The 13,093-nt window shown below is 44.1% G+C and carries 11 protein-coding genes; 6 read left to right on the top strand and 5 right to left on the bottom strand.

The window, feature by feature from the left end; genetic code table 11:
• Positions 1–28: 28 nt before the first annotated feature.
• From BLV62_RS01955 to BLV62_RS01940, 4 genes are all read left to right on the top strand, one after another.
• On the top strand, positions 29–694 hold the full coding sequence (locus BLV62_RS01955; protein ID WP_089758116.1) for a Rossmann-fold NAD(P)-binding domain-containing protein: 666 nt from the start codon (positions 29–31) through the stop codon (positions 692–694).
• Positions 695–752: 58 nt separating this feature from the next.
• Positions 753–1,142 carry a hypothetical protein gene (locus BLV62_RS01950; protein WP_089758113.1) on the top strand — a complete coding sequence of 130 codons (390 nt, stop codon included), beginning with the start codon at positions 753–755 and terminating at the stop codon, positions 1,140–1,142.
• A 73-nt stretch (positions 1,143–1,215) separates the two neighbouring features.
• Positions 1,216–5,574, top strand: a complete 4,359-nt coding sequence (locus tag BLV62_RS01945; protein ID WP_089758111.1) for a CusA/CzcA family heavy metal efflux RND transporter — start codon at positions 1,216–1,218, stop codon at positions 5,572–5,574.
• 8 nt (positions 5,575–5,582) lie between these two features.
• Positions 5,583–6,716, top strand: a complete 1,134-nt coding sequence (locus BLV62_RS01940) for an efflux RND transporter periplasmic adaptor subunit (RefSeq protein ID WP_089758109.1) — start codon at positions 5,583–5,585, stop codon at positions 6,714–6,716.
• A gap of 834 nt (positions 6,717–7,550) precedes the next feature.
• On the opposite strand, the gene BLV62_RS01935 is transcribed toward BLV62_RS01940, so the two are convergent.
• The 5 genes from BLV62_RS01935 to BLV62_RS01910 all read right to left on the bottom strand — a co-directional run bounded on the left by BLV62_RS01935 (position 7,551) and on the right by BLV62_RS01910 (position 11,291).
• Positions 7,551–7,964, bottom strand: a complete 414-nt coding sequence (locus BLV62_RS01935; RefSeq protein ID WP_089758107.1) for a hypothetical protein — start codon at positions 7,962–7,964, stop codon at positions 7,551–7,553.
• A 16-nt stretch (positions 7,965–7,980) separates the two neighbouring features.
• Positions 7,981–8,238, bottom strand: a complete 258-nt coding sequence (locus BLV62_RS01930) for a hypothetical protein (RefSeq protein ID WP_089758105.1) — start codon at positions 8,236–8,238, stop codon at positions 7,981–7,983.
• A 741-nt stretch (positions 8,239–8,979) separates the two neighbouring features.
• Positions 8,980–9,288, bottom strand: coding sequence for a DUF1493 family protein (locus BLV62_RS01920; RefSeq protein ID WP_089758102.1), 309 nt, complete (start codon positions 9,286–9,288; stop codon positions 8,980–8,982).
• A gap of 76 nt (positions 9,289–9,364) precedes the next feature.
• A complete protein-coding gene (locus BLV62_RS01915; RefSeq protein WP_089758100.1) occupies positions 9,365–10,363 on the bottom strand; it encodes an AraC family transcriptional regulator in 999 nt (332 codons plus the stop codon).
• Positions 10,364–10,406: 43 nt separating this feature from the next.
• Complete coding sequence (locus BLV62_RS01910; RefSeq protein WP_089758098.1) at positions 10,407–11,291, bottom strand: helix-turn-helix domain-containing protein; 885 nt, start codon at positions 11,289–11,291, stop codon at positions 10,407–10,409.
• A gap of 302 nt (positions 11,292–11,593) precedes the next feature.
• Between BLV62_RS01910 and BLV62_RS01905 the strand changes: the two genes are divergently transcribed.
• A complete protein-coding gene (locus BLV62_RS01905) occupies positions 11,594–12,283 on the top strand; it encodes an NUDIX hydrolase (protein ID WP_089758096.1) in 690 nt (229 codons plus the stop codon).
• A gap of 39 nt (positions 12,284–12,322) precedes the next feature.
• Entirely contained in the window at positions 12,323–13,054 is a 732-nt protein-coding gene (locus BLV62_RS01900) for a metallophosphoesterase family protein (protein ID WP_089758094.1), read from the top strand.
• The last annotated feature ends 39 nt before the right edge of the window (positions 13,055–13,093 follow it).

The following is a 13,093-nucleotide window of genomic DNA, read 5'->3' as shown; positions in this document are numbered from 1 at the left end:
TTCGACTTAACTAAATTTTTTCTTTCCTATGGAGATCAGAGCAATTATAACAGGAAGTACAGGGATGGTTGGAGAAGGCGTGTTGCACGAGTGTTTAAAACACCCGGATGTTAAAGAAGTTTTGGTGATCAATCGCCGGCCCTGCGGAGTGAAGCATCCAAAACTGAAGGAGATTATCCACAAAAACTTCCTGGATATGCTGCCCATAGCCGCCAGGCTGCATGATTACAACGCCTGTTATTTCTGTTTGGGCGTTTCATCCATAGGCCTGAAAGAAGCCGCCTATACAAAGCTGACCTACGACCTGACTATGGAAGTGGCTAAAACCCTCGTGGTGCTGAACCCTGAAATGACCTTCTGTTATGTTTCGGGCGCAGGAACAGATAGTACAGAAAAAGGGAAGCAGATGTGGGCAAGGGTAAAAGGAAGAACAGAGAATGCCCTGTTGAAAATGCCTTTTAAGGCGGCATATATGTTCAGGCCGGCCTTTATCAAACCGGGGGACGGCATGAAGCATACCCACGGTTTTTATAAGTTGATCAGCTGGCTGTATCCTATCGCCAGGCAGTTGGCGCCCGGTTACGTGGTCCGGTTGCCGGAACTGGGAAAAGCCATGATCAACGTTACCTTGCACGGATACCCTGAACGGGTGCTGGAAGTTGCCGATATTCAGAAGGCTGCGGCGAAAAGCTGAGTGCCTGCGGCTTATAAAATATGCAGAAGCGCCGCTTTTTTTGTTATATATTTGCCCCGTGGCAAAACGCGGTGCATACATATTATTGTTTCTTTTTATTTTACACGACAGTGCTTTCAACCAGTTACTGCGGTTGCCGGCATTGGTGTCGCACTACCGGTATCACCGCGCGCTGAACCCGAATATTGGTTTCGGCGATTTCCTGAGCATACATTATCAATTAGAAGACGACGGGGACAACGACCAGGAAATGGACAGGCAATTGCCTTATAAACATATCGATGGCCATTCCTTACAACAGGTATTCGTACCGCTGGCGAAAGTGGTAGACATCAAAGCGGTAACATATGAACCTGTTAACCTGCACTATCCTGTATTAAAAGACCATAACCTTCCCGAACCGGCTATCAGCAGCCTTTTCAGACCTCCGCAGGAGCTGATCGCATAAAGGTATAACCATATTGCAACCCGGTATGGAAAGTTTCGTATTGATTTTATTTTTTTATTAACGTGAAGATTTTATGCTGAATAGAATCATCAGCTTTTCTATTAAGAACAAGCTGGTAATTGGGCTATTTGTATTGGCATTGATCGGATGGGGAACTTATGAAGTGACCCGTTTGCCTATTGATGCCGTACCAGATATTACAGACAACCAGGTACAGGTAATTACAGTATCCCCATCGTTGGGAGCGCCGGACGTAGAACGGCTGATCACTTTTCCTGTAGAACAGGCCTGCAGCAATATTCCCGGGCTGAAACAGATCAGGAGCTTTTCGAGATTTGGATTGTCGCTGGTTACAATTGTGTTTAACGATGAAACGGATGTTTACTGGGCGCGGCAACAGATTGCAGAACGCCTGCAACAGGTGCAGCAGGAAATACCTGCAGGAGCGGGATCGCCTGAAATGGCGCCTGTAACAACAGGGTTGGGAGAGATCTACCAGTATGTACTGAGGCCCGAACCCGGCTATGAAGGCAAATACGGACCAATGGAACTGAGAACATTGCAGGACTGGGTAGTAAGGCGGCAATTGCTTGGTACGCCCGGTATTGCGGACGTAAGCAGTTTTGGCGGACAACTGAAACAGTATGAAATAGCCGTTATCCCCGCCCAGCTCAAAGCAAATAACATCACCATAGCAGATGTATTTTCGGCGTTGGAAAAGAACAATGAAAACACAGGCGGCGCATATATCGAAAAGGGACCTACCGTTTTATACATCAGGAGCGAAGGGTTAGCTACCAGCCTGGAAGATATCCAGAAGATAGTGGTTAAAACCTTGCCGAACGGCGTGCCTGTACAGATCCGCGATGTGGCAACAGTGCAGTACGGATCGGCTATCCGCTACGGGGCCATGTGTTTTAACGATAAAGGAGAAGTGGCGGGAGCAGTGGTAATGATGCTGAAAGGAGAAAATTCTTCTGCCGTTATCAAAAGAGTAAAAGATAAAATTGCACAGATCCAGCAATCATTACCCCAGGGGGTAAAGATCGAGGCGTTCCTGGACCGTACAAAAATGGTGAACAACGCTATCAGCACCGTAGAAACCAACCTTACGGAAGGCGCGCTGATCGTCGTATTTGTGCTGGTGTTCTTTTTGGGGAACCTAAGGGCGGGATTGATAGTCGCTTCAGTGATACCGCTATCCATGTTGTTTGCAGTGATATTGATGAATAAGTTTGGTGTGGGCGGCAACCTTATGAGCCTGGGGGCGATCGATTTCGGGCTGATAGTGGATGGAACGGTGATCATTGTAGAAGCTATCCTGCACCGGTTCACCCATTCCAAGGCTTTCAGGAATATTAAAAATATTGATCAGCCAACGATGGATAAGGAGGTTAACAATGCGACGGGAGGCATGATCAATTCTGCTGTTTTCAGCCAGATCATTATCCTTATTGTTTATATCCCTATTCTTTCTTTACAGGGTATAGAAGGGAAGATGTTCAAACCAATGGCTTATACGGTTTCCTTCGCCATCTTTGGCGCATTCCTCATGTCGGTCACTTATGTACCGATGATGAGCGCGTTGTTCCTCAGCAAAAAGATCAGTCATAAGCCTACCCTGGCCGACCGGATGGTAGTATGGCTGGAAAGACGTTATCAACCTGTTTTGCAACGGGTATTGAAGTTCCCTAAAACAGTAATGGCGGTAACACTGGGTTTGTTTGCCATCGCCCTGGTGATATTAGGCAGGATGGGAGGAGAATTTATCCCGCAACTAGAAGAAGGGGATTTTGCTGTAGATACGCGGTTACTGACAGGAGCTAATCTTCATACTACCATTAATGCTACGCAACGCGCTTCTGCAATATTATTAAAGCAGTTCCCGGAAATAGAGAAAATTGTGACCAAGATAGGAAGCGCCGAAATTCCTACAGACCCTATGCCATTGGAAGCCTGCGATATGATGGTGATACTGAAGAAGAAAAAGGAATGGACTTCCGCCAGCTCTTTCCCGGAGCTATCAGAAAAGATGACAAAAGCGCTGTCAGTTATCCCCGGTATCAGTGTAGGATTCCAGTTCCCCGTCCAGATGCGTTTCAATGAGCTGATGACAGGAGCAAGGCAGGATGTGGTATGCAAAATATTCGGGGAAGACCTGGATACGCTGGCCCTCTATGCCAATAAGCTGGGAGAAGTGATCAAAACGGTAGATGGCGCTATTAACCTGTACGTGGAAACGGTTACAGGTATGCCGCAGGTAGTGATCAGGTATGACAGGGATGCGATAGCCCAGTACGGGTTAAACATCAATGATGTGAACAGGGTGATCAATACCGCGTTTGCAGGAGAAAGTACGGGGCTTGTTTATGAAGGCGAGAAGAGGTTCGATATGGTAGTGAGGTTGGCTGGCGAGTCGAGAAAGCAGATCAGCGATATTCAGAACCTGTTGATCCCAACGCCAACGGGGATGCAAATTCCGCTCTCGCAGGTAGCGGCTATCAATGAAATAGAAGGTCCTAACCAGATACAGCGTGAAAACACGAGAAGGAGGATCATTGTTGGATTCAACGTTACCGGACGGGATGTGCAGAGTATAGTACAGGAGCTGCAGGCAAAAGTGCAGCAGCATTTGAAGCTCCCGCTGGGGTATAATGTTGTGTACGGCGGATCTTTTGAGAACCTGACCGCGGCTAAGCAACGTTTAACGATCGTTGTGCCGGTAGCGCTGATCATGATCTTTTTACTGCTTTACTTCGCTTTCAATTCTGTGAAGCAGGGACTGTTGATCTATTCAGCTATTCCATTGTCGGCCATTGGCGGCATCCTCGCTTTGTGGATAAGGGATATGCCTTTCAGTATTTCTGCAGGCGTTGGTTTTATTGCTTTGTTCGGGGTAGCGGTACTGAACGGAATATTGCTGGTATCAGAATTTAACCGCCTGCGTAAAGAAGGGTGGCATGATACGCCAAGGATAGTGGTACACGCCACGAAAACAAAATTAAGAGCAGTGTTGATGACGGCCCTTGTGCCTTCGCTTGGATTTATACCGATGGCTGTAAGCCAGGGCGCCGGCGCCGAAGTGCAGAAACCATTGGCTACCGTAGTAATAGGAGGACTGATCGTTTCAACTCTCTTATCATTATTTGTATTGCCATTGTTATATGTTATGATGGAAAAGAAGAAGAAGAGATTAACATTGAAGCCTGGCAAGGCAATGTTGCTATTGCTGCTGTTTATTCCGGGATTGCTGAATGCGCAAACCCCTGTTACCTTGCAGGAGAGTATTGACCTGGCGATGAAAAACAATCTTCAGGTACAGGCTACCAGGTTGAACGAGAAATACTACCAGTCGCTGAAGAAAAGCAACCTGGATATCGACAAAACGAATATAGAAGGCGAATACGGGAAGATCAACAGCATAGCGAACGATAACCGTTTCACCATCTCCCAGGGCATACAATTCCCAACGGTCTATAAACACCAGCGGGATATTAACAATATCAACATCGATATCAGCAAATCCACAACGCAGCAGCGGGAGCTGGAACTGAAGGCTGCGGTGAAAGAGCGGTTTTATAACCTGCTGGTTTTACAACGCAAGGCTAAATTGTTGCAGGAGGCGGATAGTATTTATGCGGCGTTCATGGAAAAGGCGGCAGTAAAATTTAAAGTGGGAGAAACAGACCTGCTCGAAAAAACAACTGCCGAAAACCAACGCTGGCAAATAGCCAACCAACTGGCGTTATTAAAAACTGATTATGATGTGCAGTTGCAGGAATTCAGGATGTTGCTGAACACCCGCGAACCGCTGGAACCGGTTTCCGATACGGTGATCTATACATTAACGCAGGCGCCTGATACCACGGCGCTGGAACAATACCCTGCACTGAAGATCTACCGGCAACAGATCACCCAGGGGCAACTGGAATATAAACTGGAGAAAAGCCGCCTGCTGCCTGGTTTCAACGTAGGGTATAACAATATGAGCATAATCGGTTACCAGCGGGTAGGGGACGAAGAGAAATATTTCAGCGGCAACGACAGGTTTTCAGCAGTTAGTGTAGGCGTTAGCGTTCCTATATTCACTTTCGGGCAACGTGCGAAGATCAGGGCTACCAATGTAATGGTGCAGCAACGGGCCAAAGAGTGGGAAGCTGCCAGGCAGCATACACAAACCCGGTTGATGCAGGCGTTACAAACGTACCAACGGAACCGGGAATTATTAAGCAGGTATGAATCAGTATTGCTGAACAATGCCACTACTATTATAGACGCAGCCAATAAACGCTTCCAGAGCGGCGATACCGGCTACCTGGAATGGGTGATACTGGTGAACCAGTCGCTAGACCTGCGCAGCAGCTATTTCAATGTAATCGAACAATTAAACCAGTCGGCTATTACCGTTGAAAAACTCAGCGGAGCTAATTAATAAGCAGTATGAAAAATTCATTTTTAACAGTATTGATCATAAGCGGATTGTTTGCCTGCAAGAGCGGCGATAAACAACCGGAAACAAAAGCGGTAGCGGAAGAACTGCCTTCCAACGAGGTGCAGTTGACAGACGAGCAGTTTAAGAACGGAGACCTGGCAATTGGCGCCGTTGCAACAAAGGATATGCATACCACTACCAAGGTAAATGGGGTGATAGACGTACCGCCGCAGAACATCGTATCCGTTAGCATGCCGATGGGAGGATATTTGAAGAAGATGAACCTCTTGCCCGGCATGCAGGTCGCAAAGGGCCAGGTTATGGCGACACTGGAAGATCCCCAGTACATCCAGCTGCAGGAAGATTACCTGGTTACCCGGAGCCGCCTGAAGTTCCTGGAAGCGGATTACAAAAGGCAGAAGGAGCTGAACGAAACGAAGATCAATAGCGATAAGGTGTTTCAGCAGGTGCGGTCGGAGTATGAAAGCCAGCAGGTAATGGCTCGTTCGCTGGCCCAGAAACTACAGTTGATCAACATCAATCCGGCAACGCTTACAGAACAAACTATCAGCCGGCAGGTGAATGTATATGCACCTATCAGCGGCTATGTTTCCAAGGTGAACGTAAATATCGGCCGTTACGTGAACCCGTCCGATATCCTCTTCGACCTGATGGACCCGGCAGACCTGCATTTGAGTCTTACAGTTTTTGAAAAGGATGTGATCAACCTGGCGCCGGATCAAAAGGTGATCTGTTACACCAATGCCAACCCGGAAGAGAAGTATACTGCCAGGATTCACCTGATCACCCGTAATGTGGACGATAACCGTACGGCGGAAGTACACTGCCATTTCGATAAGTATGATAAGCGTTTGTTACCCGGGATGTATATGAATGCTATCATAGAGCTGAACAGCGATAATATTACCGCGGTGCCAGACGATGCCCTGGTAAGCTGGCATGAAAAGTCTTATGTTTTCGTGGTAAAGGGCAAAAATACCTTTGTGATGACACCTGTGGAACCGGGTCCGGCCAATGATGGATTTACGGCAGTTAAATCGGGTGTTTCGGCGGGGCAGCAGATAGTGACGAAGAATGCGTATGCGTTGTTGATGAAGATGAAGAATAGCGGGGAGGAGTAGGGGAGATTCTTTGTTTGGCATTTTCCCGGAATACCGGTTTAGCTTGTAGCGAGATAGATGGAAGGAGCCGTAGGTATTGCCTGAGGTTCCTTCCATTTACTATGGGAAATTCCTTTATCGATACAAAGGCTTGTATACTTTACCCATAAGGTGATACATGGAGATTAAATTTGAAAAAATTAACAATATTATAGACCAAACGATTATTCCGCCTATCAACTGCTGCTTCCTGGATTGTTTATCCAACTCTTTAATATACAACTTCCACTTGTTGTTATGTAAAAACAATACATAATTAATTCCGAGCAAGGAAAGAACTAAAGGAATGTTGAAAGATTTTTGATAATATGAACTCAATAAAGGATTAAAAGATATCCTCGAGAGATACTAAAAATAGAAATTCGACTACACTTAAGTATAATGCGGCTTTCCATTCGCTCCACCAAGGTGAAGGTACTCTCTCCGCAAACCTATATAACTTGTAAAAGAAATATTTATAGCCATTTTTCATAGGCCTATAAATTGTTATTGTTTCAAGGTGCCAAACGGAGCAGTTATAAATCTTTCGCCTAAAATTTGTTGATTCGCTTTTTGCAGTTGTTCATAATCATTTGCATAGCCTGCCAACCTCCGGGGCATTTTGAAATATGTACTTACCATTGATGCTTTATTATAACCTGCTACGGTTTAATTGTAGGATGTTAAATATTGCTGTTTTGCCAATATTTGTTTTATTGTCAAGATTCTAACCTGCCAATTTCCGATATGCAAATAATTGTCGCCTTGTTTTCATGCTATTTTAATCGTTCATTGTTTTGGTGACGGCTAATACAGTTACCGATATAATGACCAGTTTATTCTACTCATTAGATAAAACATGAAAACCAGATTTGCAAAAATTAGAAAGACCAGTGACCAAACAACTAGTCCTCCTATAAACTGCTGCCTTCTGGATTGCTTATCCAATTCTTTAACATACATCTTCCATTTGTCTTTATGTAGAAAAAAATAATAATTGAATATTCCAATTACAACTGCTTGTGTAATTGTTACGAAATTATCGTCTCCAGGAACAATATCATTCTTGAATATGATTGAAAAGTATCCTTCCAATGACATAAGTAGCATTATTTCAAGGACACTTAACGATAACGTTGCCTTCCATTCACTCCACCATCTAGACGGTGCATTTTCAGCAAATCTATACATCTTATAAAAAAAATATTTATACCCATTTTTAAGCATCATAAACTCAAATTAACCGTTATTGCTTTAACGCTCCAAACGGAGCTGTTATAGATCTATTTCCTAGTATCTGTTGATTCGCATTCTGCAACTGCTCATAATCGTTCGCATAGCCTACCCAACCTCCTGGATAAAAAGCATCCATACCAAAATATAAAGCAGCCGTCATCGGATTAAGTTCTAACCCATAAAGGCCCATTGCTAGATTTAATCCTGCTTTTACGGGGGATATTGAATTATCTGCTGAAGCCCGGACCTGGTCTTTTTCAGATATCATCAATTGACAAACCTATTTACCATGAATTTTTACAAAATAGAAGCAAATATCAGGAGATAATAGTGAACTTGTACAAAAGTAAGTGTATTGGCCATGGGGCGCTGTTTTGAGGATATTAATACAATGAATAACCTCGTTTTTATTGTAGATTAATTCATCTTTTCCATTTTATCAAGACGATAACTTAGAACCGGGGCTACTGCATTCACCGAATAGATACAATTATAGGAATTTTCGAGCGCCTCCATCTTTTATCCAGATTTTAAGTATGTCAACTTCCTTCTCGCTGTTTGGTGACGGCTAATACCGTTATCGATATAACGACCAATTTATTCTACTCATTAGAAAAAACATGAAAACCAGGTTTGCAAAAATTAGAAAGACTAGTGACCAAACAATTAATCCACCTATGAGCTGCTGCTTGCTACTTTGCTTATCAAGTTCTTTAATATATGATTTCCATCTGTTGTGGTGCAGGAAAAAAAAGTAGTTAAACAGAGTAACTACAACAGCCGGTAAAATTGTTACTAAATTGTCATATCCAGGAAGAATGTCATGCTTGAATATAATTGAGAAATATCCTTCAAGTGTCATTAGCGCCACTATTTCAAGTACGGATACAAATAATATTGCCTTCCATTCACTCCACCATCTAGACGGTGCGTTCTCGGCCAATCTATACATCTTATAAAAAAAGTACCAATAGTAATGTTTAAGCATTGTTTTCTTTTCGTAGATTTATTAGCTATCTATCACATCATCGGCTAAACGACCTACAGCTATCGCTTTCATAAGATGATTAACCGTCAGAATCTTTACTTCATCAGGTATCCTAGAAATAAACGGTTCAGGATTGAAGTATTTCATGAAATAGAAGTTGTCAATATTTATGTTGTACCGCTTACTAAAATTTACAATCAATTCTTCACCATCCTCACCGGTTATACCGAGATCATTTTCTATGGAGGTGTTTAGCGTTATGGGCACGTCAAAAGCACCAGATTGTTCATGTAAAAAGGCGACAAGGTCTTCAAATATCTTTTCTTTCATTTTCTTGTTTTAACAACCGGTTGTAGTGAGATAAGGACCAGAGTTATATGCAGTCCAAATTAAATACTAATAAAACCTACACCCCTCCATTCTTCGCCCTCTTCCTGAACTCCGCCGGCGATAACCCAAAATGCTCCTTGAATAACCTCGTAAAATTAGACGGGTTATTAAACCCTAACTCCGTGGAAAGCTCCTTAATGCTGCCTTTCTCCTGTAACTTATCAAATGCATAATCCAATTGTCGCTGCCGGTAATATTCAAATGCTGAGAAACCCCTGTGCAGGGGGAATTGCCTGCGCATTGTAGCTGTGCTCATATGACCTATCCGGGCCAGAAAAGGAATGCCGGGAAACCCGTCTTTTAAATGAGTATCCAGGTATTGGGCAATAGTGGCAATGTTTTCTCTATACGCTGCCGGCGCCGATAACATAGGCCGTTCTTTTTGCGAAAGTACCTGGAGCAACTGGCATATGAGCGGGTAGGCTGATTTGCGTAATAAAAGATCAAAGAGAGGCGACCTGCTTTCTGCATTCAATAATTCCTGCAGTTCATTCAGCAACTGATCATGTAAAGGGTCTATAACCAATGAAGCAAAGACGGAAGACCTGTTAAGGATCTTTGCCAGGGCCGATTCTTCGTCGATCTTGGCAAGATCTAATCTTGTATTCAACCATTCTTTCGTGAAACAAAATACTCTTGCATTTAATACTGTTCCTACAGGAAGTTGGTATGTATAAACATACATGTCATTGTAGAACTTGCAGACCTCTGTTCTCTCTGTTTCAGAAAAAATGATAGTGGTAAATGAAAGACAATAAAAGCCATTGCTGCGGCTTCTGTCGAAATGATAGGTATGGTCCTGTTTTGATGCTACGTCAACGGATACCAGGTAGCAGCCTTTTTCCAGCGTCTCATAGGAGAGCTGTTCGTAACGTTCAACCGTTTCCGTTATCCTCGGAGCCGCTTTAGATGGGCCATTGGAATCGTTGGTGTCGCAGTGCGGATTTTTGGTGGCATCTATATTGGCTAACTGTCGGACTTTCCAGTTTCGTTGTGGTTTTTGTTGTCCTGGCATTACTCTTACATGACTATAGCATTTCAAATATACTAAAAGCTGATTATGGCGCAGCCATTTTTTTTCTGTAGTCGGTAGGCGATAAACCTGTTACTTTCCTGAACAGGCGTGTAAAATAGCTGGTAGACTGGAAGTTCAGCTCAAAGGCGATACTGGCAATATCCCTGGTCTGATCCTGCAATAATAATATACTATGTTGTATACTTATCTCGTTGATGCATTGTTTGGGTGGCTTACCAGTTATACTCTTAACACATTTATTCAGGTAGCTCTCCGAAATGTTCAGTCGCCGGGCATAATGACTTACCGACTTGTAAAGTTGGTGATCTTCCTGCAGGTATTCGTTAAACCTCAGCGTAATATCCAGGTTGCGGTTAATAGCTGCCGGTACCTGCTCGGCTTCCTGCAGCAACTTATACAATACCGCCTTCAACAGGCTTATACTGGTATTGATGTCATTCCGGCTGTCAGCTAATTCCGTTTTCATCAGGTAGAGGAGCTGGCTTAACCATTTTCCTGTTGCGCTGCTTAACCGGATATGCGGATGTACGAACGAAAAGGTAAGCAGCCGTTGTTGCAAGGTTATGCGCTGTATAACATCATTTTCATAGATCAGGATATAACCCGTTGCATCCGCCGATATTTTTAAGGTTGTGGTTACGCAGCCTTGCTTTACCAGGAGTATAGAGCCGGAGGTCAGAACATGCTCTTCATTCTCGAGGAACTGGACTATGCTTCCCTTTCTCACAAAAAGCAGGAAATTAAAGCTGACCCGGTAGGGACTTGCGGGAATAACTGTCTCTCTCAGGAAGTTTTCTATTTCATATACCTGGATATTTTCATTGTTCTGTAATACCTGGCCGCTGATCCCCGGTAGGAAATCTTTCTTGTATTCATAGCTGCTGATCGTTTTAATAGTTGTTTTCATATCCCGGTTTTATGACACGATATTCCTGATTTGTGCTGATTCGGTGCATTGATACTCATTAATTTAGAGCTCCTGTTATGGTGCGGAAAGATATAATAACAGGAAAACGGTTTACCTGTTCACTGTTTCGGTTACACGTTCAACTATATCTCCCCATCTGTTATCCATTTCAAGACACGCCACAACTGTATGCCGTGAACCGGCGGACTGGCTCTCAGTCTGCCGTCGGCATATCTCTATACGCTCCACTTGGTTAGCAATCAATTATTTTGTTACTTAGCGTTAAGGTGACGCGAAATAATATGAAAGCTTTTCATGAGTATAAAAACCCTTCCCTGGCGGTAGACCTGGTAGTTTTCGGCTACCATGATAATACTTTATCCGTATTATTATTGAACAGGAAGGAGGAGCCATTCAAAGATCAATGGACCTTGCCCGGAGGCTTTCTGCAAATGGAGGAAACCCTGCGGGATACCTGTGCCCGCATTCTTCTTACCAAACTGGGCATGAAGGAGGTATTCATGGAACAGTTGTATACCTTCGATGATCCGGCAAGAGACCCGAGGGGGCGCGTAATTGCCGTTGGCTACTACGCACTGATCAATCCTTCCAAGTTCGGTATCGTTGCCGGTACTATGGCCAATGATGTGAAATGGTTTGATGTAAAACAACTACCGGTATTGGGCTTCGATCACCAACAGATATTTGAGGCGGCCTTGCAACGCCTGAGATCGAAGATCTTGTACTACCCTGTTGGCTTCGAACTGCTGGATGAATTATTCACCATCACCGAATTGCACGAACTGTATGAATGTATCCTGCAAATGAAGCTCGACAGGCGGAATTTCAGGAGAAAGATACTGGATGCCGGCTATATTGTAAACACAGGTACCAAACGGGAAGGCCTTAAAAACCGGCACCCGGAACTATATAAATTCAATAAACACCTGAAGAAAAATAGTTTTCATATCAGTACGCCGGAACAAGAGTAATATACAAATAATAAGAATCAATAAATTAAAAATAGAAACATGTCTGCAACCTACGTTATAGGTGACATACACGGCGCTCTGAAAGCTTTAAAACAACTGGTAGAAAAGATAGCGCCAACGGAAACGGATACACTGATCTTCCTGGGAGATTATGTAGATGGGTGGTCTGAATCGGCCGAAGTTATCTCTTACCTGATGGAGCTCGACAAACAGCACACCTGTTATTTTATAAAAGGAAACCACGACGCCTGGTGCGAATCCTGGCTTATGGGCATTATGCCCGAAGAATCCTGGGTGCGGAATGGAGGACTGGCTACCATCGCCAGTTTCAATAAGCTATCTCCGGAGCAGCGCCTCCGGCACACTGAATTCTTTAACCATATGCGGCTTTTCTACATTGATGCACAGGGGAGGTTGTTTGTACATGCAGGCTATACCTCGACCCACGGTCCAGCCAAAGAAAGATTTGAACCGATGCTGTACTGGGACAGGAGTTTATGGGAACTGGCGCTGGCAATGGATACCAGCATACCGCCAGACTCCGACAGGTACCCTAAAAGACTGGCGAATTTCAAAGAGATCTATATTGGCCATACGCCTGTTACCAACTATGGGCAAACGCGCCCCATGACTGCCGTCAACGTACATAACATCGATACCGGCGCCGCATTCAAAGGCCGCATATCTGCCATGAATGTGGATACAAAGGAGATCTGGCAGAGCGATGTAGTGCAAACGCTTTATCCAAACGAAAAAGGCCGGAATGCATAGGAAGAATCCAGCATTCCGGCGCTTTAATTTAAACGAGAC

This window comes from Chitinophaga terrae (ex Kim and Jung 2007) (genome assembly GCF_900107795.1).
Taxonomy (GTDB): Bacteria; Bacteroidota; Bacteroidia; order Chitinophagales; family Chitinophagaceae; genus Chitinophaga; species Chitinophaga terrae.
This window is presented reverse-complemented; position numbering and strand designations above follow the sequence as displayed.

Excerpts from the sequence above, each read along its gene's own strand:
- BLV62_RS01955 (WP_089758116.1), top strand. The coding sequence starts at position 29 with ATGGAGATCAGAGCAATTATAACAGGAAGTACAGGGATGGTTGGAGAA.
- BLV62_RS01945 (WP_089758111.1), top strand. The coding sequence starts at position 1,216 with ATGCTGAATAGAATCATCAGCTTTTCTATTAAGAACAAGCTGGTAATT.
- BLV62_RS01940 (WP_089758109.1), top strand. The coding sequence starts at position 5,583 with ATGAAAAATTCATTTTTAACAGTATTGATCATAAGCGGATTGTTTGCC.
- BLV62_RS01935 (WP_089758107.1), bottom strand. The coding sequence starts at position 7,964 with ATGATGCTTAAAAATGGGTATAAATATTTTTTTTATAAGATGTATAGA.
- BLV62_RS01930 (WP_089758105.1), bottom strand. The coding sequence starts at position 8,238 with ATGATATCTGAAAAAGACCAGGTCCGGGCTTCAGCAGATAATTCAATA.
- BLV62_RS01920 (WP_089758102.1), bottom strand. The coding sequence starts at position 9,288 with ATGAAAGAAAAGATATTTGAAGACCTTGTCGCCTTTTTACATGAACAA.
- BLV62_RS01915 (WP_089758100.1), bottom strand. The coding sequence starts at position 10,363 with ATGCCAGGACAACAAAAACCACAACGAAACTGGAAAGTCCGACAGTTA.
- BLV62_RS01910 (WP_089758098.1), bottom strand. The coding sequence starts at position 11,291 with ATGAAAACAACTATTAAAACGATCAGCAGCTATGAATACAAGAAAGAT.
- BLV62_RS01905 (WP_089758096.1), top strand. The coding sequence starts at position 11,594 with ATGAAAGCTTTTCATGAGTATAAAAACCCTTCCCTGGCGGTAGACCTG.
- BLV62_RS01900 (WP_089758094.1), top strand. The coding sequence starts at position 12,323 with ATGTCTGCAACCTACGTTATAGGTGACATACACGGCGCTCTGAAAGCT.